20 protein-coding genes and 3 tRNA genes are annotated in these 21,478 nt (G+C 68.6%); 13 read left to right on the top strand and 10 right to left on the bottom strand.

Annotated elements, in window-relative coordinates:
• Positions 1–72: 72 nt before the first annotated feature.
• Positions 73–2,589, top strand: a complete 2,517-nt coding sequence (gene pepN, locus IM689_RS00525; RefSeq protein WP_193642450.1) for an aminopeptidase N — start codon at positions 73–75, stop codon at positions 2,587–2,589.
• 99 nt (positions 2,590–2,688) lie between these two features.
• Here the strand turns inward: pepN and IM689_RS00520 are convergent, their stop codons facing one another.
• Genes IM689_RS00520 through IM689_RS00505 form a run of 4 tightly spaced genes read right to left on the bottom strand, consistent with a single transcriptional unit; the run spans position 2,689 to position 6,280 of the window.
• Positions 2,689–3,141: a MaoC family dehydratase gene (locus IM689_RS00520; protein ID WP_047310426.1), complete on the bottom strand. Its 453-nt coding sequence runs from the start codon at positions 3,139–3,141 to the stop codon at positions 2,689–2,691.
• 11 nt (positions 3,142–3,152) lie between these two features.
• Positions 3,153–3,905 carry an SDR family oxidoreductase gene (locus IM689_RS00515; RefSeq protein ID WP_227484338.1) on the bottom strand — a complete coding sequence of 251 codons (753 nt, stop codon included), beginning with the start codon at positions 3,903–3,905 and terminating at the stop codon, positions 3,153–3,155.
• A gap of 41 nt (positions 3,906–3,946) precedes the next feature.
• Positions 3,947–4,705, bottom strand: coding sequence for an SDR family oxidoreductase (locus IM689_RS00510; RefSeq protein ID WP_193642449.1), 759 nt, complete (start codon positions 4,703–4,705; stop codon positions 3,947–3,949).
• Between the two features lie 45 nt (positions 4,706–4,750).
• Complete coding sequence (locus IM689_RS00505; RefSeq protein ID WP_193642448.1) at positions 4,751–6,280, bottom strand: long-chain-fatty-acid--CoA ligase; 1,530 nt, start codon at positions 6,278–6,280, stop codon at positions 4,751–4,753.
• A 183-nt stretch (positions 6,281–6,463) separates the two neighbouring features.
• Here IM689_RS00505 and IM689_RS00500 point away from each other — a divergent pair, with 183 nt between their 5' ends.
• The gene (locus tag IM689_RS00500) at positions 6,464–6,997 is read left to right on the top strand and encodes an isochorismatase family protein (protein ID WP_193642447.1); all 534 of its coding nucleotides are present in this window, start codon (positions 6,464–6,466) and stop codon (positions 6,995–6,997) included.
• A gap of 172 nt (positions 6,998–7,169) precedes the next feature.
• Here IM689_RS00500 and IM689_RS00495 read toward each other — a convergent pair whose 3' ends face one another.
• Entirely contained in the window at positions 7,170–8,324 is a 1,155-nt protein-coding gene (locus tag IM689_RS00495; RefSeq protein ID WP_193642446.1) for an acyl-CoA dehydrogenase family protein, read from the bottom strand.
• A gap of 220 nt (positions 8,325–8,544) precedes the next feature.
• Between IM689_RS00495 and IM689_RS00490 the strand changes: the two genes are divergently transcribed.
• The gene (locus IM689_RS00490; RefSeq protein ID WP_319803741.1) at positions 8,545–10,233 is read left to right on the top strand and encodes a TIGR03767 family metallophosphoesterase; all 1,689 of its coding nucleotides are present in this window, start codon (positions 8,545–8,547) and stop codon (positions 10,231–10,233) included.
• A gap of 10 nt (positions 10,234–10,243) precedes the next feature.
• On the opposite strand, the gene IM689_RS00485 is transcribed toward IM689_RS00490, so the two are convergent.
• Positions 10,244–10,753, bottom strand: a complete 510-nt coding sequence (locus IM689_RS00485; protein ID WP_193642444.1) for a hypothetical protein — start codon at positions 10,751–10,753, stop codon at positions 10,244–10,246.
• Positions 10,754–10,760: 7 nt separating this feature from the next.
• Complete coding sequence (locus tag IM689_RS00480; protein ID WP_118912259.1) at positions 10,761–11,261, bottom strand: YajQ family cyclic di-GMP-binding protein; 501 nt, start codon at positions 11,259–11,261, stop codon at positions 10,761–10,763.
• 162 nt (positions 11,262–11,423) lie between these two features.
• Here IM689_RS00480 and IM689_RS00475 point away from each other — a divergent pair.
• Positions 11,424–11,504: transfer RNA gene (locus tag IM689_RS00475), tRNA-Tyr, on the top strand.
• A gap of 62 nt (positions 11,505–11,566) precedes the next feature.
• Here the strand turns inward: IM689_RS00475 and IM689_RS00470 are convergent.
• From IM689_RS00470 to IM689_RS00460, 3 genes are all read right to left on the bottom strand, one after another.
• Positions 11,567–11,923, bottom strand: a complete 357-nt coding sequence (locus IM689_RS00470; RefSeq protein WP_193642443.1) for a DUF952 domain-containing protein — start codon at positions 11,921–11,923, stop codon at positions 11,567–11,569.
• A 124-nt stretch (positions 11,924–12,047) separates the two neighbouring features.
• Entirely contained in the window at positions 12,048–14,099 is a 2,052-nt protein-coding gene (locus IM689_RS00465) for an acyl-CoA dehydrogenase family protein (RefSeq protein WP_193642442.1), read from the bottom strand.
• Positions 14,100–14,176: 77 nt separating this feature from the next.
• A complete protein-coding gene (locus IM689_RS00460) occupies positions 14,177–14,902 on the bottom strand; it encodes a TetR/AcrR family transcriptional regulator (RefSeq protein ID WP_193642441.1) in 726 nt (241 codons plus the stop codon).
• Between the two features lie 132 nt (positions 14,903–15,034).
• Here IM689_RS00460 and IM689_RS00455 point away from each other — a divergent pair, with 132 nt between their 5' ends.
• The 9 genes from IM689_RS00455 (at position 15,035) to IM689_RS00415 (ending at position 21,478) form a co-directional block, all read left to right on the top strand.
• Positions 15,035–16,315: an acetyl-CoA C-acetyltransferase gene (locus IM689_RS00455; RefSeq protein WP_193642440.1), complete on the top strand. Its 1,281-nt coding sequence runs from the start codon at positions 15,035–15,037 to the stop codon at positions 16,313–16,315.
• Positions 16,315–17,679: a 3-oxoacyl-ACP reductase gene (locus IM689_RS00450; RefSeq protein WP_193642439.1), complete on the top strand. Its 1,365-nt coding sequence runs from the start codon at positions 16,315–16,317 to the stop codon at positions 17,677–17,679. The genes IM689_RS00455 and IM689_RS00450 overlap by 1 nt, the downstream gene beginning before the upstream one ends.
• 1 nt (position 17,680) lies before the next feature.
• Entirely contained in the window at positions 17,681–18,547 is an 867-nt protein-coding gene (locus IM689_RS00445; protein ID WP_319803740.1) for a MaoC/PaaZ C-terminal domain-containing protein, read from the top strand.
• 429 nt (positions 18,548–18,976) lie between these two features.
• A tRNA-Thr gene (locus IM689_RS00440) sits at positions 18,977–19,049 on the top strand.
• Between the two features lie 40 nt (positions 19,050–19,089).
• A tRNA-Met gene (locus IM689_RS00435) sits at positions 19,090–19,166 on the top strand.
• Positions 19,167–19,212: 46 nt separating this feature from the next.
• Entirely contained in the window at positions 19,213–19,383 is a 171-nt protein-coding gene (rpmG, locus tag IM689_RS00430; protein WP_047311061.1) for a 50S ribosomal protein L33, read from the top strand.
• Between the two features lie 132 nt (positions 19,384–19,515).
• Entirely contained in the window at positions 19,516–19,938 is a 423-nt protein-coding gene (locus IM689_RS00425) for an FAS1-like dehydratase domain-containing protein (RefSeq protein ID WP_118912253.1), read from the top strand.
• Positions 19,935–20,360, top strand: coding sequence for a MaoC/PaaZ C-terminal domain-containing protein (locus IM689_RS00420; protein WP_193642438.1), 426 nt, complete (start codon positions 19,935–19,937; stop codon positions 20,358–20,360). The genes IM689_RS00425 and IM689_RS00420 overlap by 4 nt, the downstream gene beginning before the upstream one ends.
• An 11-nt stretch (positions 20,361–20,371) precedes the next feature.
• On the top strand, positions 20,372–21,478 hold the full coding sequence (locus IM689_RS00415) for a UDP-N-acetylmuramate dehydrogenase (RefSeq protein WP_193642437.1): 1,107 nt from the start codon (positions 20,372–20,374) through the stop codon (positions 21,476–21,478).

Here is a 21,478-nt window from a genome sequence, read left to right as displayed (position 1 = left end):
GTTCCGCTTTCGGCGTGTCGCGACGCGCTCGCGCTCCCCTCAACGACTCGGTCGCGGTGGCAGGATGAGCCCATGACGCTGACCCGTGACGAAGCCCGCGAGCGCTCGCAGATCGTTCGCCCGGAGCACTACGACATCGAGCTGGATCTCGACCGCGGCCCACGGGAGTTCGCCTCGACGACGCGGCTGACGTTCACGGCGCAGAACGGTGCCTCGACGTTCGCCGACCTCGACCCGGTGAGCCTCGAGTCGGCGACGCTCAACGGCCGCAAGCTGCCCGCGTCGGCCCTCGACGGACGCCGTCTGCACCTCACGGATCTTGCCGAACACAACGAACTCGTCGTCACCGCGACGATGCGCTACGGCCGCGACGGTCAGGGACTGCACCGTGCCGAGGACCCGGCGGACGGCGAGGCCTACGTCTACGGTCACCTCTTCATGAATGCTGCGCCGCGCGTCTACGCGTGCTTCGACCAGCCCGACCTCAAGGCGCCCTACGACGTCACGGTGCGCGCCCCCGGCGGCTGGAGCGTCGTGGCGAACGGTGCGATGCGCGAGGTCGAACCGGGCCTGTGGCGGGCCGAGACGACGAAGCCACTGGCCACCTACTTCGTCACCGTCTGCGCCGGTCCGTTCGCCACGGTGACCGACGAGCACGACGGCATCCGCCTCGGCATCCACGCCCGCGCGTCGCTGCGAGACCACCTCGAAGCGCAGGCGCCCGAGATGCTCACGGTGACGAAGCAGTCGTTCGACCACTACCACTCGCTCTTCGGCATCCGGTACCCGTTCGGCGAGTACCACCAGGTGTTCGTGCCCGAGTTCAACGCGGGCGCCATGGAGAACCCCGGCTGCGTCACGTTCCGCGACCAGCTCGTCTTCACCGGGGCGGCCGGGCGCACCGAGCATCTCGTGCGCGCCAACACGATCAGCCACGAGATGGCCCACATGTGGTTCGGCGATCTCGTCACGATGCAGTGGTGGGACGACCTGTGGCTCAACGAATCCTTCGCCGAGTACATGGCGAATCGGACGCTCGAGGCCGCCACCGAGTTCGACGACGCCTGGGTCGACGTCGCAGCCTCCCGCAAGGCCTGGGGATACGCGGCGGAGCGCTCGCCGTCCACGCACCCCGTCGCAGGGGCGCCCGCCGACGACACTGACACGGCGTTGCAGAACTTCGACGGCATCTCCTACGCCAAGGGCTCGGCCGTTCTGCGTCAGCTCATCCACCACATCGGGGACGACGCGTTCGTCGCCGGGGTGCGCGCTCACCTCGAGCGTCACGCCTTCGCGAACGCCACCCTCGCGGACTTCCTCGAGGCACTGTCACAGGCGGCGGGACGCGACCTCACCGAATGGGCGCAGGCGTGGCTCGTGACGGCCGGAATGGACACGTTGCAGATCGAGCGCGACGGCGACAAGTCGGGCGAGACCGCGAGCCCCCGGCTCGTCATCACGCCCGATCCCGACCGTCCTGCGAAGCGTGTCCACACGGTGCGCGTCGCCGCCTACGACCGGACGGGTGCCGAGGTGGCCGCCGACGATCTGCGCGGCGTGAGCGGGCGCGTGAAGCTGCCGAACATCGCCGCTGCGACGGGAGGCGAGAGCGTTGCACTCGTCGTGCCGAACGCGGGTGACCTCACGTGGGCGGGTGTGGCGTTCGACGACGCGAGCCTCGAGGCCATGGCGGGGGCGCTACCGGGAATCGACGACGCGACGACGCGCGCCATGATCTGGACGGCGCTCGCGCACGGCCTGGCCCGCGCCGAGGTGGCGCCCGAGCAGATCCTCGCGATAGCCGAGGCCGCGCTTCCGGCCGAGACGCAGATGCCCGTGCTCGACGTCGCCACCTCGCTCGCTCTGGGCGCAGTCGTCCGTCGTTTCCTGCCGTGGTCCGAGCGTCCGGCTGCGCTCGCCGGGCTCGCGGACCTTGCCGAGCGCGTGCTGGCCGAGGCCGACGGTGAACACGACCCGCGCACCCTCGCGGGCGCGCGCCTGTTGGCCGGTACGGGTGACGCCGGGCGCCTCACGCCGTGGTTCCGGGGAGAAGACCTGCCCGCCGGGCTCGACGGTGACACTCCGTTCCGTTGGCGGGTGGCGCGCCGCCTCGCGCAGCTCGACGCCGTCACGATCGACGATCTCGACGAGGCGCTCGCCGCCGACGACACGATGTCCGGGCGCCTGGGTTACCTCACAGCTCGCGCGTCGTTCCCGGACGCCGCGACGAAGGTGTGGGCCTGGGAGGAGCTCACGGCAGCGCCGAGCGAGGATTCGCCGGCTCACAGCAACTACGAGATGAACGCGCTCGCCTCCGGTTTCTGGTCGGCCGACGACGAGGCCACTCTTGCGCCGTACGTGGAGCGCTACGTCAGCGACATCCCGCGCATGCGTGAATGGGTGGGGGAGGACGCCCTCGCCCGCGTTGCGGCGCTTGCGTTCCCCGCAGCCCTCGCGAGCGAGGAGCTCGATGTCGAGGTGCGCCGGATGCTCGATCAGCAGCTCCCGGCGTCGGTGCGCCGCTCCGTTGTCGATGCGCACGCCGCGATGCGCGAAGTCATCGCCTCCCGCGCCGTCTTCGCCCGCTGACGGGCGGCGTCTTTCCGGACAGTACGGGGAGGAAGACGAACGAGGCCCGACCGCGGAGCAGGGACTCCGGGTCGGGCCTCGCGTCAGCGGCGACGCGCGTCAGGGCACGATGACCGACAGCGTCTGTGCGACACAGGCCGGGCGCTCCTCGCCCTCGATCTCGACGGTGAACGTCATGGCCACCTGAGCGCCCTTGGGCGACTCCTTGACCTCGTCGAGCACCGCGGTGCCGCGCACCCGCGAGCCGACGGGAACCGGCTGCGTGAAACGCACCTTGTTCGAGCCGTAGTTGACGGCCATCGAGATGTTCTCGATCGACCAGATCTCGGCAGCCAGCATCGGCACGAGGCTCAGCGTGAGGTAGCCGTGAGCGATCGTCGTGCCGAACGGGCCGGCCTTCGCCTTCTCCGGGTCGACGTGGATCCACTGGTGGTCGCCCGTCGCCTCGGCGAACTGGTCGACCATCGTCTGGGTGACCTCGTGCCACTCGCTCGAGCCGAGTTCCTCGCCGACGGCGGCCTTGAGTTCCTCGAGTCCGTTGAACGTACGCATGAGCTCCTCCTTCAGTTCAGGGGTCCGCCGGCGACGTAGAGCACCTGGCCGGAGACGTACCCGGAGCGCTCGTCGCAGAAGAACGACGCCGCGTTGGCGATGTCCTCGGGGCGGCCCACCTTCTTGACGGCCGTGGCGTCCGCCGCGCCCTTCATGAAGTCGTCGAACGGCACGCCGACACGCTCGGCGGTGGCCGCCGTCATGTCCGTGGCGATGAAGCCTGGAGCGATGGCGTTGACGGTGACGCCGAACTTGCCGAGCTCGATGGCGAGGGTCTTCGTGAAGCCCTGCAGACCGGCCTTGGCGGCCGAGTAGTTGGCCTGACCGCGGTTGCCGAGCGCCGAGCTCGACGACAGGTTGACGATGCGGCCGAAGCCCTCCTTCGTCATGTGCGACTGGGTCTCGCGGGCCATGAGGAAGCTGCCGCGCAGGTGAACGCCCATGACCATGTCCCAGTCGTCGACGCTCATCTTGAACAGCAGGTTGTCGCGCAGGATGCCGGCGTTGTTGATGAGCACGGTGGGGGCACCGAGCTCGTCGGCGACGCGCTGGACGGCCTTCTTGACGCTCTCCTCGTCGGAGACGTCGGCGCCGACGGCGATGGCCTTGCCGCCAGCGGACGTGATGGCCTCGACCGTCGAGGCGCACGCGCTCTCGTCGAGGTCGATGACGGCAACCTGCAAGCCGTCGGAGGCGAGACGCTGGGCGACGGCCGCGCCGATGCCGCGCGCGGCACCGGTGACGATGGCGGTTCGCTGGGTCATGGGGATGTCCTTTCGTCGGGAGTTCGAGGGTTTCGGGATGCTCAAAAGCCGCCGGTGAGCGTGATGCCACCGTCGATCGGCAGCGTCTGGCCCGTCACCCAGGCCGCATCCTCGGAGGCGAGGAAGGCGACGGGGCCGGCAATGTCCTCGGGGCGGCCGAGGCGCTTGAGCGGGTACGGCTTGGCGACCTCGTCCTCACGGCCTTCGTAGAGGGCCTTGGCGAAGTCGGTCTTGACGACGGCGGGGGCCACGGCGTTGACGCGCACCGTGGGGCCGAGCTCGACGGCCAGCTCCTCGGTGAGGTGGATGAGGCCGGCCTTCGTCACGCCGTAGTAGGCGATGCCGGGGGCCGTGCGCAGGCCGGCGATGCTGGCCAGGTTGACGACGGAGCCGCCGTTTTCCTTCATCCACAGGTTCCACGCGGTGCGCGTCCAGGACAGCGTGGCGAGGAGGTTGACCTCGGAGATCTTCGTGGCCGCTGAGTCGTCGAGGTCCATGAGGCCACCGAAGACGGGGTTGATGCCCGTGTTGTTGACGAGCACGTCGAGGCGGCCCCAGGTGTCGAGCGCGGTGCGCACGACGTCCTCCTGGTGCTCCTTGTCCTGAGCCTTGCCCGCGCGCGCCAGCGCGGCGTCACCGAGCTGGGCGACGGCGGCGTCGAGAGCCTCCTGGCCGCGCGCCGTGATGATGACGTTGGCGCCCTCGTCCACGAGGCGTTGCGCGATGGCAAGGCCGATGCCGCGGCTCGCTCCGGTGACGATGGCCACCTTGCCCTCGAAGCGCTTGGTCTGTACTGGCATGCGCGATGCTTCCTCTCGATGCTTATTGAGCGTTGCTCAACAACTCTATTCCCCGGTGGAGTACTGGGTGCGCAATTCGCGCTTGAGAACCTTCATGCTCGGCCCGAGCGGCAGCTCGCCGACGATCTCGACGCGGCGCGGGTACTTGTGCGATCCGAGGCGCTCGCGGCTCCAGGCGATGATCTCGTCGCCGTCGAGTCGGGCCCCTTCGCTCGGCACGATGACGGCCATGATCTCCTCGCCGTACTGCTCGTCCGGCACTCCGATGACGGCGACCTGGTCGACGCCCTCGTGGCGCATGAGCGCTTCCTCGACCTCGCGCGGGTAGACGTTGTAGCCGCCACGGATGACGAGGTCCTTCGTGCGGTCGACGATGCGCAGGCGCCCCGACTCGTCCTGGATGCCGATGTCGCCGGTGCGGAACCAGCCGTCCTGCAGCACCTCGCGGGTGGCGGCCTCGTTGTTCCAGTAGCCCGCGAACACGGCGTGGCCGCGGACGATGACCTCGCCGCGCTCCCCGGCGGGCACGAACTCGATGTGGTCGGGCACGGTGACGTCGGCGATGGCGATGTCGATGCCCCACAGGCTGTGGCCGACGCTGCCGGCCTCGACGCCGAGCTGCTCCTGGTTCGACGTGATGGACGGCGAGGTCTCGCTCAGGCCGTAACCCTCGTGAATCTTGGTCGAGAAGGTGGCCTCGAAGCGCTCGAGCACCGCGACCGGCAGGGAGGCGCCGCCACTGACGGCGTCCTCGAGTTGCGGCACCGGAATGTCGGGGTTCTCCGCCACCGCGGCGAGAAGCTGGATGTACATCGTCGGCACCGCGCAGATCATCGTGACGCCCTCGCGGTTCATGATCTCGAGGGCCTCCCTCGCGTCGAAGCGCGGCTGGAGCACGAGCGTCGCGGTGTGGCGGAAGCCCGCGTTGAGCGAGACCGACTGGCCGAAGACGTGGAAGAGCGGCAGGCACCCGAGGGCGATCGTGCCGGGCGGCACGCCGTTGCCGTCGAAGGCGCTGACGGTGGCGTTCATCACGAGGTTGAGGTGGGTGAGGATGGCCCCCTTGGGGCGTCCGGTCGTGCCGCTCGTGAAGAAGATGACGGCCGGGTCGAGCGGCTCGCGCGTGACGAACGTGGTGAGTGGCTCGGCGTCGGTGCCGTACGTCGTGATGTCGTGGGTCGGCACGCCCGTCATCTCGGCAGCCTTAGTGGCCGCAGCGGCGACGGCCGGGTGGTACATGAGGTGGCTCGCCTCGGCGGTGTCGATGAGATACGCCGCCTCGCGGCCCTGCAGAAGCGTCGGAATGGGAACGACGACGCCGCCCGCAGCGAGGATTCCGTAGTACGAGGTGACGAACTCGATGACGTTCGGTGCGAGCAGAGCGACGCGGTCGCCGGGCTGCACGCCGTCGGCCACGAGCTGTGCTGCCGTGCGGCGCGCCCGCTGCCACGTCTCGGCGTACGTGAGGCGCTGCTCTCCCTGGACGAGGGCGATGGCGTCCGGCTCTCGACGGGCCGGCTCGGCGAGAACGCTGGCCAGGGAGAGGGTCGTGGAAACGTAAGGCATGTTGGACATGGAGAAACCCCCGCGAAGAGAAACGTCGATGTGCTCTGAATCACATCACATCGGTGATGCTGCAACAACTATTGAGCGTTGCTCAATAGTTCCCGGTCCAGTCGGCTGTCGTGAATTGAACTCCCTACGATGCCGCTTCCCGGAATCGCTGGGTTGTCGGTGGCCGTGTGTAGCGTGAATGTCATGAGCGAACGAGTGTTACTGGTGGTCGACGTGCAGGTCGACGTCATGGGGGAGTCGGTCGGTTCCGAGGCCGTCATCGCGAACGTGGCGAAACTGGTCGAGGCGGCTCGCGCCGCCGACGTTCCCGTCGTGTGGGTGCAGCACTCCGACGCAGGGCTCGCGAAGGGTAGTGCCGAGTGGCAGATCGTGCCGCAGCTCTCGCCCGCCGACGACGAGGCGATCGTGCACAAGACGTGGAGCGACTCCTTCGTCGAGACCGACCTGGCTCAGCAGCTGGAGGCGCTGGGGTCTCGCGAGATCGTCCTCGCGGGCGCGCAGACCGACGCGTGCATCCGCAGCACGTTCTACGGCGGCATCCACCGCGGCTACGACGTGACGCTGGTCTCCGACGCGCACACCACCGGTGATATGCGGGAATGGGGCGCCGAGTTCTCGCCCGAGCAGTCGATCGCCGTGCTCAACGCGCAAGCCGCCTCCACCAAACAGCCCGGAGCGACGGGCGCCGTGACGACGACGGCCGAGGCCTTCATCTGACGCGCAGCCTGACGGTTGGCTGCACCCCCCCAGGCGGGGTGATTCGCTGATGCCGCGTCGCGGCTTGAGCGCAAGACTCCCAAGGTCATGCGTTCGTCAGTGCGGGAATGGCAAAGGGCCGGTTGGAGCACACGCTCCAACCGGCCCCAGCCGTCAGACTTCTTCTACTGCGTCACAGCCCCAGGTCACGCCCGATGATCATCTTCATGATCTCGTTCGAGCCGGCCCAGATCTTGTGGACGCGGGCGTCGCGCCAGGCGCGCGCCACGCGGTACTCGTTCATGAAGCCGTAGCCACCGTGCAGCTGCACGCACTCGTCGAGCACGTCGCACTGCACCTGAGCGGCCCACCACTTCGCCTTGGCGGCGTCGACCGCCGACAGCTTGCCCTCGGCGTGAGCGGCGACGCAGTCGTCGATGTAGGCCTCGGTGACCTCGACCTTCGTCACCATCTCGGCGATCTTGAAGGTGTTGTGCTGGAACGAACCGATCGACTGGCCGAAGGCCTTGCGGTCCTTCGAGTACTGGATCGTCTCGGCGAGGATCTGCTTCGCGTTCGCGATGTTCGCGATGGCGTTGCCGATGCGCTCCTGCGGCAGGTGCTTCATCATCGCGATGAAGCCCATGTCCTCCGGGCCGAGCAGGGCGTCGGCGGGCAGGCGCACGTTGTCGAAGAACAGCTCGGACGTGTCGGACTCGACCTGACCGACCTTGTCGAGCTTGTTGCCCTTCGAGAAGCCTTCCGTCCCGGCCTCGACGATGAACAGCGAGATGCCCTTGGCACCCTTGCTCGGGTTCGTGCGGGCCGCGACGACGGCGATGTCGCACTGGTGGCCGTTCGTGATGAACGTCTTGGAGCCGTTGAGGATCCAGTCGCCCGAGCCGTCGTCGGCCTTGACGGCGGTCGACTTGAGGTTGGCGAGGTCGGAGCCGCCGGAGGGCTCCGTCATGCCGATGGCGAGGATCTTCTTACCTGCGGCGACGTCCGGCAGATACTTCTGCTTCTGCTCCTCGGTGCCGAGGCTCACGATGTACGGCGCGGTGACATCCGAGTGGATGCCGAAGCACGACGCGACGGCTGCGGTGAACTTGCTGATCTCCTCGGCGAAGATCGCGTTGAAGCGGTAGTCCTCGATGCCGGCGCCGCCGTACTCCTCGGGGATGCACAGGCCGAAGAAGCCCTGCTTGCCGGCCTCTTCCCAGATGTCGCGCGCGATGACGTGGTCGCGGATCATCTCTTCGGCGCGCGGCGCGAGCGTGCGCTCGACGAACTCGCGGGCGGAGGAGCGGAACGCCTCGTGGTCTTCGTCGTAAATGTTGCGGGGCATGGTCGCAGCCTTTCGATACTGATGGGTAGCTCCAGCCATGCTACGACGCCGACGATGGCGGCGCCTCCCACCCCGCTTCCCTACGCAGGCGTAAGCCGCGGGGTCTCACGAAACGCTCCCGAGGGGCCGTTCATTCGACGTTCAGTTGCGGGTTACTGAGGAGTAGAGGCGGCCGGGCATGATGTTGGGACGATCGCCCAGCCCGAGAAGAGGTCTCCCCGTGTCCGACATCTCCCGCCGCAGTGTCCTCAAGGGTGCCTCAGGCTCCCTCGCCGCCCTCGCCTTCGCCGGCGTCGCCACCGATCGCCAGGTTGCCTACGCGGCGTCGCGAAGCGTGTTCACCAAGGGCACGACGCTGGCGAACGTCGCGACGCCGAAGGCCTCGTCGGGTTACGCGCGCCTCACTGCCGGGCCGGGTTGGGCACTCGTCGTGCGCGACGAGTTGGTCGCAGCCAAGCCGAACCGCGACGACACCCGAAAGGCGCTCGCGAGCATCGTTCAGTTCACCGACCTGCACATGATCGACGCCCAGAGCCCGGTGCGCTTCGAGTGGTTGAGCACGGTCAACGGCAGCGCGTTCCGCCCGCAGGAGCCGCTCGGCTCGCACGGTGGGGCGCAGCTCGTCAAGCGCATCAACGATCTGGCGAAGGGGCCCTTCTCCGGGCGCGTCTTCGACTGCGTCGTCTCCACCGGCGACAACACCGACAACCACGAGTCGGTCGAACTCGACTGGTTCCTCGCCGTGATGAACGGTGGAACGATTCGGCAGAACACCGGTGCCGCCACCGAGTGGGAGGGCGTCGCCACCGGCGGTGACGAGCAGTTCTACAACGTGAGCGACGACGTCGTGCGCGACCGGTACAAGGAGGCCGGCTTCCCGACGGTGCCCGGATTCTTCGCCCGCGCCGTTGCGCCGCACCGCAGCCACGGCCTCAAGACGCCGTGGTTCAGCGTCTTCGGTAACCACGACGACTCGATGAGCGGGGTGCTGCCGAGCGACTGGGCGGCCGTCGCGAAGCTCTACACGAGCGACAAGAAGTTCATGCAGTTCAAGGCGTCAACCTCGAACACGCAGCTACGTCGTGCCTACACCGGCGCCTCGCGCACCCTGCCGCAGACGTCGTCGATGACGACGCGCAGCGTGACGCCGGACGCCCGTCGCGCGCCGTTCACGCCCGTCGAGTACATGAAGGCGCACCTGCCGAGCGGAGGACACGGCTTCACCGAGGAGAACGTCGCCACGGGCCGCGGCTACTACGCGTTCCGCATCGCCGACGGCGTCACCGGCATCGCCATGGATTCGACGAACCGCGCGGGCTGGACCGAGGGCAGCCTCGGTGACGAGCAGTTCCGCTGGCTGCAGCGCCGTCTGGAGGCCGGCAGCAGCCGGTTCTTCGATGTCTGGGGCGCCGAGCAGAAGCGTCAGGTCGACGACGAGTTGTTCGTCCTGTTCAGCCACCACACGAGCGAGTCGATGAACAACCTGCTCCTCGACCCGGGCAAGCCCGAGATCCGCCACGGTGGCCTCGAAGTCGTCAACACCCTGAAGCGCTTCCCGAACGTCATCGCCTGGGTCAACGGCCACACTCACGTCAACAGCATCACCGCGCGCCGTCACCGCGATGCCGAGCGCAGCTTCTGGGAGATCAACACGGCCAGCCACGTCGACTTCCCCCAGCTCGCCCGCATCATCGAGGTCTTCGACAACGCCGACGGCACGCTGAGCCTCTTCACGACGCTCGTCGAGTCGGCGGCGCCGTACCAGGCCGCCTACTCCGACGGCTCTCAGGCTGCGCTGGCGTCCCTCTACCGCGAACTGTCGTACAACGACATCAACGCCGAGCGCGAGGGGCTGGGCACCCCGGCCGACCGCAACACCGAACTCCTCCTGCCCAACCCACTGCACTGACCGGCGGCTCTCAGCTGCGGAGCGTCCGTCCGGCGCGCACGCGGGAGGCCACGGCCCCGAGGAGCCACAGGAACGTGATGAGGGCTCCCGTCGAGGCAAGAACCCGCACGAACGCGGGCTCCTCCGGGTAGGTCGCGACGAACACCGCCACCGCCAGGGCGAGCACGAGCAGGCACGTCGTCAGCGGGAAGGTCTCGACGAGCATCTGCGCTTTCTCCTCCTCGTCCTCCTCGTCCTCCTCGTCCCGGGCGGAACCCAACAGCTTCGTCGGGGTGGGCGCGGCAGGGCGCAACGTGGCCATCCGACGATGGTGTCCACGCCCCATGAGCGCGAGCGCGACGAGTGAGACGACGAGTGTCACGGCGGACGAGGCCAGGCGTGCTCCGTGTGCCCAGGCGACCGTTTCCTCGTCGTCGGCCAGCGTGTCGACGAGGCGTTCGCCACCGGCCGCGGCGAGAACGACGAGAACGAGCACGAGTGCCCACGTCCGTAGCGCGTGGGACTCGCGGAGGGAGGTCATGGCCGGGTCAGCGGTAGTTCGTGAACTGCAGGGCCACGTCGAGGTCGGCGCCGCGAAGGAGCTGCTGCACGGCCTGCAGGTCGTCACGGCTCTTGCTCGTGACGCGCAGTTCGTCGCCCTCGATACGTGCCTTGACCGTCTTGGGGCCCTCGTCACGGATGAGCTTGCTGATCTTCTTGGCGTTCTCCGACGAGATGCCCTCCTTGAGGGCGGCCTCGAGTCGGTACTCCTTGCCGGAGAGCTTCGGCGTCGGCTCGTCGCTGCCGTAGTCGAGCGTCTTGAGCGAGACACCGCGCTTGACGAGCTTCGTCTGCAGCACGTCGAGGACGGCGAGGGTGCGCTCCTCGGAGTTGGCCTTCATGACGATCGAGTCGCCGGACAGCTCGACGGAGGCGCCGACGTTCTTGAAGTCGTAGCGCGACGAGATCTCCTTGGCCGCCTGGTTGACGGCGTTCGCGACTTCCTGCTTGTCGATCTTGCTGACGATGTCGAACGAGCTGTCTGCCACGGTGTCTCCTCGGGTCGCGGGTGAGTGCTTTCTCCAGCGCCACGATAGAGCCCGACACGCCGGTTAGGGGAGGCGGTCGGCGAAGGTGGGGTCGCGGGGGTGTGACGCGCGAGCCGATTCGCCCAGCCTCCCGCCTCTTTGCTATGGTTTCCGAGCACGCGAGCCAGGTTGCCCGAGCGGCCAATGGGAGCGGACTGTAAATCCGTCGCGAAAGCTTCGAAGGTTCGAATCCTTCACCTGGCACCCCAGTGCACGAAGGCCCCGCAGCATCAGCTGCGGGGCCTTCGTCGTGTCTTTGCTGCTGTTCACGCCTGCGTGCCGGGCAACTCGAGCGACTCGGCAGAGCTGACAGCGTTGACGGGCAGCACGCCGCCGTACACGTGGGGGAAGCGCTCGCTCTCGGGGTCGTCGGGCGCCGCCGGTTCGACGCGCACCTCGAGGCCCGCCTCGGCCAAGGCCTCCGGGTCGAGCGTGAGCAGGACGAGCGGCGCGTCGACGTCGGAGTAGAAGCGCTCGAGGGTCGGGCGAACCTGCTCGGGGAAGCTCGCGTGCAGGTAGCCCGCGGCGTCGATGCTCACGCCGAGCGTCGACGTCGCGTAGGTGCCCTCACGCTGCGCCTCGTCCCACTCGTCGGCCAGGGCGATGTGCTGGATCGTCTGCATGATCCGACCCTAACGGCGCTCGCTGCACGCCCGGCCGTCACGAGGCAGCGACCGAAGCGAACGCCGACGGCGGCCCCGCTTCCTTGAGCTGGGCCGCCGCCTGGGCTGGTGCGAGGATTTCGTGTCAGCGGGTGACGCCGGCGCGGTCCTGGCCGAGGTCGATGAGGTCGTTCTCGAGCCAGCCCTCGGGGATGCCGAACGCCTCTGTCAGCATGACGGCGTGCGGGCGCAGCTCGCCGCACAGCGAGTTGATGCGCGTCGTGACGGCCTTGGAGCGCGCCACCGAGAGGCGGCCGTGCTCCATGAACCAGCCCTTGTCCTCCTCGATCGACGACAGGGCGTAGAGGTCGAAGACCTTCGCCATGAGGTCGCGGGCCGGGCCGTCCTCCATCGCCTCGAGGCCGTCCTGGAAGGCTTCGAAGACGCGCAGGTCGATGTCGGCCTTCGCGGCAGCGAGGATGTGGTCCTGGGCGTTGTTGAACACCTCGAAGCCGTTGTCCTTGCCGGCCTTGCGCAGACGCATCGCGGCCGTCTCGAGCAGGTGGCTCGCGCGCTCGGAGAACATCGACTCCTGCCAGCCGCGCGAGTCGAGAGCGGTCTCGTCGTTGCGCGGCGTGGCGCCGTCGATGAGCTTCTGCAGGCCGGCGCGCTTGAGCGTGTTCTCCACGAGACCCTCGACGGTCTGGGAGGCCACGCGGGCGATCATGCCGGCGATGTCGAGGTCGCCCCAGCTGTCGCGGTACTCGGTGAGCAGACCCTTGGCGACGAGCTGCATGAGGACGGTGTTGTCGCCCTCGAAGGTGGCGAAGACGTCGACGTCCGCGCGCATCTGCGTCAGGCCGTTGACGGCCATGTACCCGGCGCCACCGCAGGCCTCGCGGCAGGCCTGGATGGTGTCGAGCGCGTGCCAGGTCGTCTGCGCCTTCATGCCGGCCACCCACGACTCGAGTTCGCGCTGGGCGTCCTCGTGGTCGGGGCCGGGCGTGCCGCCCTCGGCGGATTTGGCCGCGTCCTCGAGCTCCTGCAGGCGCGAGGTCATGGCGTTCTGCGCGAACCGCAGCGCGTACGACTTCGCGAGGCGCGGCAGCAGCTTGCGCTGGTGCGCGAGGTAGTCGAGGACGACGATCTCCTGCTCCTCACCCGGAGCGGCGAACTGACGGCGCTGGTCGCCGTAGCGGATGGCGATGGCCAGCGCCTTCTGCGCAGCGGAACCCGAGCCGCCACCGACGCAGACGCGGCCGCGCACGAGGGTGCCGAGCATCGTGAAGAAGCGTCGGTTGACGTTGTCGATCTCGGAGACGTAGGCGCCGGTCTCGTCGATGCCGCCGAACTTGTCGAGCAGGTTCTCGCGCGGCACGCGGACGTGATCGAACGCGATGGTGCCGTTGTCGACGCCCGGCAGGCCGCCCTTGGCGCCGTTGTCGCCGATCGTGACGCCGAGCATCGGGTTGCCCTCGTCGTCGCGGATGCGCACGAACAGGGCGTGCACGCCGTGCTCGCCGCTCTCCTCCTCGCCGTCCGGGACGTCGCCGACCTGCGGCACGACGAGCTGGGCGAAGACCACGGCCGCCTTGCCGTCCTTCGCGGCGTTGCCGATGTAGGTCTTCGTCGCGGAGACGGTGGGGGAGTGAATGACGATCTCGTCGGTCTCGATGTCGTACGTCGCGGTCGTCTCGACCTCTGCGACGTTGGAACCGTGGCCGATCTCCGTCATGGCGAAGCAGCCCATGAGGCGCCCCGACATGATGTCGGGCAGGTACGCCGAGAGGTGACGCTCGGTGCCGAGGCGGGCGAGCGCGCCGCCGAACAGGCCGAACTGGACGCCGAGTTTGATGAGGAGCGACAGGTCGCCGAAGGCTTGCATCTCGAACGCGACGCAGGAGGCGCCGTAGTCGAGGGTGCCGCCGTGCTCGGTCGGGAAGCCGATGGAGCCGTAGCCCATGTCCGCGAGGGCGAGTACCTGACGGGTGACGCGCTCGCGCTGGACGTCGATCGGCTCGCCCGGGGTGCCCGTGATGGCGTCGGCCGGCAGTTCGCGGCGCACGCGCTCGCGAAGGTCGCGCCACGGGCCGTCGAGCGCGGCGCGCAGGACGTCGACGTCGGCCTGTGCGCCGAGCGGTTCGGCGGCGTTCGGGTTTTCGTGAGGGGGAGTGGTGTCGTTCGTGGTCGCGCTCATGTCGTCCTCCTGGGACGCGCCGTTGCGTGACGCGTCGTTCTGGTTGGGATGAAGGGCATCGTCTGGTCAGGATCGTGTCATCGACGGCGCGGGTGTGGGGCCGATCCGTCGGAAGTCGGGAGCTCGCCGTGGCCGGCCAGGCCGGTGTGGGCGAACGCTGCGAGGTGGCGCGCGAGGTCCGTACGCGTGAGGCCGTCGGGGTTTTCGAGCCAGCGATCGGCCGACTCCTTGACCATGCCGACGAGCGCCCAGGCCAGCGCCCGATTCCGCCCCTGGGTGTGGGCGTCGTCCGGCTGTAGCTGCGCGAGCAGGTGGGTGAGGTTGTCCGCAATACGCCCCGAGAGGCCGGTGACCGGGTCGCTCGCCGGCAGGTCGTCGGGAAGCGTGACGTCGGGGCGGCGCACGACGAAGCGGTAGACCTCGGGGTCGCGTTCGACGAGGCGCAGGTAGCTGTCGATGACCGCGCCGAGGATCCGGGGGAGGTTGACCTCGGCCGTCGTGGCGAAGCCGCCGGACGAGGCGGTGGCCTGCTCGATCTCGGCGAGGATGCGGGCGTCAACGGATTCACAGACCGCGAGGTAGACCCCGTGTCGGTCGCCGAGGTGGCGGTAGATGACGGTCTTGCTCGTGCCCGCCTGCGCGGCGATCTCCTCCATGCCGACGCCGGCGCCGTGCGTGCGGATGGCCCGCACGGTGGCGTCGACGAGCTCACGGCGCCTGGCGACGCGGTGGGCGGCCCAGCGCACGTCGCGCCCGTCGCGGGGCGTCTGGCCTTGGTCGGAGGTGCTCGAAGGGGCGGACATGTCCCAGAGGGTACCGCGTACCGCGCGTACCTGCTACTGTCCGTATCGGTAAGTTTCAATGAGCACTTCTACTCACGTCGAATCGCGAACGCGGCTCGGCGACCAGGGTTCTCACGACCATCGGAGCGAGAAATGACCACGATCCGTGACGCCTACGTCATCGGCGGCAACCGCATCCCCTTCGCACGCTCGGGCGGCGCCTACCTCAAGGCGAGCAACCAGGACATGCTGACGGCGGCCATCGACGGCCTCGTCTCGCGCTATTCCCTGGCCGGCGAGCGCCTCGGTGAGGTCGTCGCGGGCGCCGTCATCAAGCACGCGCGCGACTTCAACCTCACCCGCGAGTCGGTTCTCGGCAGCCACCTGGCGCCGACGACGCCGGCCTACGACATTCAGCAGGCCTGCGCCACCGGCCTCGAGGCCGCCATCCTCGTGTCGAACAAGATCAAGCTCGGCCAGATCGACTCCGCCATCACCGGCGGCACCGACACGACGTCCGACGCCCCGCTGGCCCTCAACGACGGCCTGCGCAAGACGCTGATGAAGGCCAACTACGCGAAGACGACGGGTGACCGCCTCAAGGCGCTCGCCTCGATCCGCCCGAACCAGCTGGCCCCGGAGCAGCCGCGCAACGAGGAGCCGCGCACCGGCCTCACCATGGGTGACCACATGGCCATCACGGCCGAGAAGTGGGGCATCACCCGCGAGGCTCAGGACGAGCTCGCGGCCGCCAGCCACCAGAACATGGCCGCTGCGTACGACCGCGGTTTCTTCGACGACCTCATCACGCCCTTCCTGGGCCTTTCCAAGGACAACAACCTTCGCCCCGACAGCACGGCGGAGAAGCTCGCCAAGCTCAAGCCGGTCTTCGGCAAGGGCGAGAACCGCACGATGACCGCCGGCAACTCGACGCCGCTCACCGACGGCGCCTCGGCCGTCCTGTTCGGCAGCGAGGAGTGGGCCAAGGAGCGCAACCTGCCGCTGCTCGCCCGCTTCGTCGACGGTGAGGGCGCCGCGGTGGACTACGTCAACGGTGACGAGGGCCTGCTCATGGCTCCCGCCTACGCCGTGCCGCGTCTGCTGGAGCGCAACGGTCTGTCCCTGCAGGACTTCGACTTCTACGAGATCCACGAGGCCTTCGCCTCGACCGTCCTCGCGACGCTCAAGGCGTGGGAGGACCCGGAGTTCTGCAAGGAGAAGCTCGGTCTCGACGCGCCCCTGGGCTCGATCGACCGCAGCAAGCTCAACGTCAACGGCTCGTCGCTCGCGGCGGGTCACCCCTTCGCTGCCACGGGTGGGCGCATCATCGCCCAGCTCGCGAAGCAGCTGCACGAAAAGGGCTCCGGCCGCGGCCTCATCTCCGTGTGTGCCGCCGGTGGCCAGGGCGTCGTCGCGATTCTGGAGGCAGTGTGATGGCTGACGGTTACTCGAACTTCGTCAACAACGGTTTCGGCAAGAAGCTCGCCAAGCAGCTGGGGCTTCCCCAGCCGCCGGTGCTGCGCCGCTACGAGGTGGGCCAGGCCCTCCTCGACGGCCCCGCCGCCGTCGGTGTCGTCGGCGCCGGTGTCGCTGCCGCCAACGCCGCCGCGATCATCCGCTCGTCCGACGCCACGGTCGTCGAGGCCACGTCCGACGCGTCCTACGGCGACAAGCTGGGCGCCCTCGTTATCGACGTGACAGACGCCAAGACGCTGGCCGACCTCGAGGCGTTCCGCGCCATTGCCGTGCCCGCCGTCAAGGCGCTCGGTCGTTCGGCTCGCGTCATCGTCCTCGCGACGACGCCGAGCGAGATCGACGACGTCGAGGCCGCCGCCACCGCTCAGGCGTTCGAGGGCATCACGCGCTCGATCGGCAAGGAGCTGCGTGCCGGCGCTTCGGCCAACCTGTTCTGGGTCGACCCGAACGCTCAGGGCGACAGCTCGGTGCTCGCCGCGCCGCTGCGCTTCTTCCTCTCGAGCCGCTCGGCGTACGTCTCCGGCCAGCCGGTGCGCATTCGCAAGCACGGCGTCCAGGAGGTGCTCGACTGGCACCGTCCGTTCGACGGTCAGGTCGCCGTCGTCACCGGCGCCGCTCGCGGTATCGGTGCGCAGATCGCGCGCGTCTTCGCCCGCGCCGGTGCGCACGTCATCGCCGTCGACATCCCCGCCGCCGGTGACGCCCTGAGCAAGGTCGCCAACGAGATCGGCGGTACGTCGCTCGGCCTCGACATCACGACGCCGGACGCCGGTCACAAGATCGCCGAGGCCGTGGCGCGCAAGGCCGACAAGCTGGACGTCATCGTCCACAACGCCGGCATCACGCGCGACAAGCTGTTCGTCAACACCGACGCCGACCGCTGGGGTTCCGTCATCGACGTCAACCTCGCCTCGCAGCTGCGCATCAACGAGGTGCTCCTCGACCCGGCCACCAAGGGCGGGCTCAAGGACGGCGGCCGCATCGTCTCCGTCGCCTCCACCTCGGGCATCGGCGGTAACCGTGGCCAGGCCAACTACGCCGCGTCGAAGGCCGGTGTCATCGGTCTCGTCCGTGAGCTGTCGGAGCACCTCGCCGACCGCAACATCACGGTCAACGCCGTCGCGCCGGGCTTCATCGAGACCGACATGACGTCCAAGATCCCCGTCGCCACGCGCGAGGTGGGTCGTCGACTCAACTCGATGCTCCAGGGCGGCCAGCCGGTCGACGTGGGCGAGGCCATCGCCTTCTTCGCCGAGCCGGGTTCCGCGGGTGTGACCGGCCAGGTTCTGCGCGTGTGCGGTCAGAGCCAGATCGGAGCCTGACGTGGCATCTGCTCGGACGATCGAACTGAAGGGCGAGCCCAAGCTCGGACCGATGTTCGCGAAGGCCGTGGCCACGGGCGGGCGCCGGAAAGGCAAGACCCTGCCGGACCTCGAGGTCGTGCGCCGGGACGTGACGCCGAGCGTCACCGACGTCGCCGACTACGACGCCGTCTGCGGGTTCGCTTTGAGCAACCGCCTGCCGAGCACGTACCTGCACGTGCTCGTCTTCCCGCTGCAGGTCGCGCTCATGTCCGACGAGGCCTTCCCGTTCCCGCTCATGGGCAGCGTGCACCTCGAGAACAGCATTACGCAGCACCGTCCGGTGCTGCTCGGTGAGACGCTCGAACTGCGCGCTCGTGCCGAGAACCTGCGTCCGCACTTCCGCGGCGCGCAGGCCGACCTCATCGGTGAGGTCTACGTCGGCGGCGAGCTCGTGTGGGAAGGGCGTTCGACGTACCTCTTCCGCGGCCGCAAGGTCGAGGGCGAGGTGCCGCCGAAGGTGGACGAGCCGGACGCCGTCGAGGGCTTCGGAGCCACGTGGCGCCTCGGGGGAGACCTCGGGCGTCGCTACGCCAAGGTCTCGGGCGACGTGAACCCGATTCACATGAATCCGCTTGCCGCCAAGGCGCTCGGTTTCCCGACGACGATCGTGCACGGCATGTGGAGCAAGGCGCGCATGCTCGCGGCGATCGAGAACCGCTTGCCGGACGCCTACGAGGCGACGATGAGCTTCCGCAAGCCGCTGCTCATCCCTAGCACGGTGTCGTTCGTGGCCGAGGGTGCGCGCGACGGCGGTTTCGACCTTGCCCTGCGCAACGCGAAGAAGCGCACGGAACACGTGCGCGGATCGGTGCGTCCGCTCGCCTGAGCCGCATCGGATCGCGGCGCAAAAGAAGCGCCGAAAAAACGCCTCGGGGCGTCGGGAACTTTCCCGGCGCCCCGAGGCGTTTGTCCGGGTGTCCTCGCGTGGAGCCTGACGTCCACGTCGAGGGCAAGGGTGAACAAGGTGCAGACGGCGGGGCCACCTCTGGGGGAGGCCCCGCCGTCATCTTTTGGACGAACGGCCTCAGGCGGCCCCAAACGGCCCAGAGTGGCCCGAGTGCCTCGGCGCAGCGTCGGGAATGCCCGGGTGCCGGTCGGTGTTACACGGTCGTAGCGATGGCGTCACGAAGCGGCGTCGTGTGTGGTCGAGAACACCCGCATCCGCAGGTCATCTCGATTTCACTTTGGTTACCCACCCGTGTAAGGTCTTCCTCGCGCCCAAAACGTGTCGAGCCTTCGATACCGGTGGCGCGAGGCCCCTATAGCTCAGTCGGCAGAGCGTCTCCATGGTAAGGAGAAGGTCAACGGTTCGATTCCGTTTGGGGGCTCGCTTGAATGTTTCGGGCTCGCCCGGAAGGTTCACGGCGCGGCGGGGTAGCTCAGCTGGTTAGAGCGCACGACTCATAATCGTGAGGTCGCGGGATCGAGTCCCGCTCCCGCTACCAATCTCCATGACAACAGATTTCGACTTTCCGAGAGCAGGTGTGGGACATGGCCTCCAAGAGCGCTGACGTTCGCCCGAAGATCACGATGGCTTGCACCGTGTGCAAGGAGCGCAACTACATCACCAAGAAGAACCGTCGGAACAACCCCGACCGTCTCGAACTGGCGAAGTTCTGCAAGCGCTGCGTGAAGCACACGGCGCACCGCGAGACCCGCTGATCTCGCGCACGAAACATCCACGGAGGGTCGTCACCGCACGGTGACGGCCCTTCGTCATGTCTGAGCCGCTCGCGCAGGTTCGGCGTCGGCCGCGACTTCCGGGTAGCCCTGCGGGGCGCCTACGGTCGAGTCATGGCAGTCAACCCGGCCGTCGAGGGCCGCACCTATTCCATTCCGGAGCCGCATGTCGTGACGCAGGACGAGCTCGACGCCTTCGCCGCGGCCGTTCGCTCGCCCGGCGCCAGCTCGGGCGCGACGTCACAGGCTGCGCCCCTGACGTTCGCCGTCACGATCGCACAGCGCGCCGAGGCCGAGTTCATGGTCGATCCGGAGGCGAACGTCGACTTCTCGCGGCTCGTCCACGGCGAGGAGGGCTTCACCTACCACGCCCCGATCGTCGCGGGTGACGAACTCGTCGCCACCACCACGGTGCGCCGGGTGCGCTCGGCCGGGGGCCACGACATGGTGACGCTCGAGACGGGCGTCGAGACCACTGCGGGCGAGCCCCGCGTCACGACGACGAGTGTCGTCGTCATTCGAGGGGAGCAGGCATGAGCACCGTGACATCCCTCACCGACGCCGAGGTCGGTGACGAGGTCTGGTCGACGACCCACCGTCTGCTGCGAGCCGACCTCGTGGCCTACGCCAACGCGAGTGGCGATCAGAACCCCATCCACCAGGACGAGGAGTTCGCCCGCTCCGTCGGTCTGCCCGACGTCATCGCGCACGGCATGCTCACCATGGGCCTCGTGGCTTCCGCCGTCGAGACGGCAGCGGCAGGGCGTGAGGTCGCATCCTTCACGACGCGCTTCGCCGCCCCGGTCGTCGTGCCGGCCGGTGACGACGGCGTCGAGGTGGCGCTCGTTCTCACGATCGCCGCAACGGACGAGTCCGCCGGCACCGTGACGCTCGATGCGGCCGTGTCGGTAGCAGGCACTAAGGTCTTGAACCGAGCCCGAGCGGTCGTCAACATCTGAGTGAGGTCTTCGTGCAGGAGCAGTTCGACATCCCCCTGGCATCGCTGACGACGATGCACGTCGGCGGCCCCGCACGCCGCCTCGTCGTGGCCGAGACCATCGACGAGATCGTCGACGCCGTGCGCGAGACCGACGACGCGGGCGAGCCCCTGCTCGTTCTCTCCGGTGGCTCCAACCTGCTCATCGCCGACGAGGGGTTCCCCGGAACAGTCGTCAAGATCGCCAACCAGGGCCTCGAGATCGAGCACGACTCAGACTGCGGTGGCGTCACCGTCCGCGTCGGCGCCGGCGTCGTGTGGGACGACTTCGTGCGGGAGGCGTGTGAGCGCGACTGGTCGGGCATCGAGGCGCTCTCCGGCATTCCCGGTCTCGTCGGCGCCACCCCGGTGCAGAACGTCGGCGCCTACGGGCAGGAGGTCGCCCAGACGATCTCCAGCGTGCGCACCTACGACCGGGTGACGCAGCAGATCAAGACCTTCGCGAACGCCGACTGCGAGTTCACCTACCGCCACAGCATCTTCAAGAACACCCCGTATCGCGAGGGTGACAAGAGCGGGCGCTACGTCGTGCTCGATGTCTCGTTCCAGTTGCGCAAGGCAGACCGCAGCCAGCCCATCGCGTACGCCGACCTCGCGGCCGGCCTCGGCGTCGAACAGGGCGAGCGCGTGCCGCTCGCCGACGCGCGTGCAGGCGTCCTCGCGCAGCGCGCGAAGCGCGGCATGGTGCTCGAGGCGGGCGATCACGACACGTGGTCGTGCGGCTCGTTCTTCACCAACCCCATCGTCACGCGTGAGCAGATGGACTCGATCGTCGCGCGCGCCGAGGAGCGCCTCGGCGCCAAGGGCCCGGTGCCTCCGCAGTTCCCTGCGGGCGCGGCACACCCCGACATGCTCAAGACGTCGGCCGCGTGGCTCATCGACAAGGGTGGCTTCGGCAAGGGCTACAACCTGCCGGGCCCCGCGGCCCTCTCGACGAAGCACACGCTCGCCCTGACGAACCGCGGTACGGCCACTGCTGCCGATGTCGCAGCGCTCGCCCGCGTCGTCGTCGACGGCGTGGAGGAGGCCTTCGGCGTCCGTCTCGTGCCCGAGCCCGTCTGGGTCGGCCTCACGCTCTGA

The sequence above is a fragment of the Dermacoccus barathri genome, from assembly GCF_015070805.1.
Lineage (GTDB): Bacteria > Actinomycetota > Actinomycetes > Actinomycetales > Dermatophilaceae > Dermacoccus > Dermacoccus abyssi.
Note: the sequence above shows the minus strand (reverse complement) of the source record. Positions and strands in the feature narration are given on the sequence as shown.

Coding starts and splice junctions, on each gene's coding strand:
- pepN (WP_193642450.1), top strand. CDS start 73: ATGACGCTGACCCGTGACGAAGCCCGCGAGCGCTCGCAGATCGTTCGC.
- IM689_RS00520 (WP_047310426.1), bottom strand. CDS start 3,141: ATGCGTACGTTCAACGGACTCGAGGAACTCAAGGCCGCCGTCGGCGAG.
- IM689_RS00515 (WP_227484338.1), bottom strand. CDS start 3,905: ATGACCCAGCGAACCGCCATCGTCACCGGTGCCGCGCGCGGCATCGGC.
- IM689_RS00510 (WP_193642449.1), bottom strand. CDS start 4,705: ATGCCAGTACAGACCAAGCGCTTCGAGGGCAAGGTGGCCATCGTCACC.
- IM689_RS00505 (WP_193642448.1), bottom strand. CDS start 6,280: ATGTCCAACATGCCTTACGTTTCCACGACCCTCTCCCTGGCCAGCGTT.
- IM689_RS00500 (WP_193642447.1), top strand. CDS start 6,464: ATGAGCGAACGAGTGTTACTGGTGGTCGACGTGCAGGTCGACGTCATG.
- IM689_RS00495 (WP_193642446.1), bottom strand. CDS start 8,324: ATGCCCCGCAACATTTACGACGAAGACCACGAGGCGTTCCGCTCCTCC.
- IM689_RS00485 (WP_193642444.1), bottom strand. CDS start 10,753: ATGACCTCCCTCCGCGAGTCCCACGCGCTACGGACGTGGGCACTCGTG.
- IM689_RS00470 (WP_193642443.1), bottom strand. CDS start 11,923: ATGCAGACGATCCAGCACATCGCCCTGGCCGACGAGTGGGACGAGGCG.
- IM689_RS00465 (WP_193642442.1), bottom strand. CDS start 14,099: ATGAGCGCGACCACGAACGACACCACTCCCCCTCACGAAAACCCGAAC.
- IM689_RS00460 (WP_193642441.1), bottom strand. CDS start 14,902: ATGTCCGCCCCTTCGAGCACCTCCGACCAAGGCCAGACGCCCCGCGAC.
- IM689_RS00455 (WP_193642440.1), top strand. CDS start 15,035: ATGACCACGATCCGTGACGCCTACGTCATCGGCGGCAACCGCATCCCC.
- IM689_RS00450 (WP_193642439.1), top strand. CDS start 16,315: ATGGCTGACGGTTACTCGAACTTCGTCAACAACGGTTTCGGCAAGAAG.
- rpmG (WP_047311061.1), top strand. CDS start 19,213: ATGGCCTCCAAGAGCGCTGACGTTCGCCCGAAGATCACGATGGCTTGC.
- IM689_RS00425 (WP_118912253.1), top strand. CDS start 19,516: ATGGCAGTCAACCCGGCCGTCGAGGGCCGCACCTATTCCATTCCGGAG.
- IM689_RS00420 (WP_193642438.1), top strand. CDS start 19,935: ATGAGCACCGTGACATCCCTCACCGACGCCGAGGTCGGTGACGAGGTC.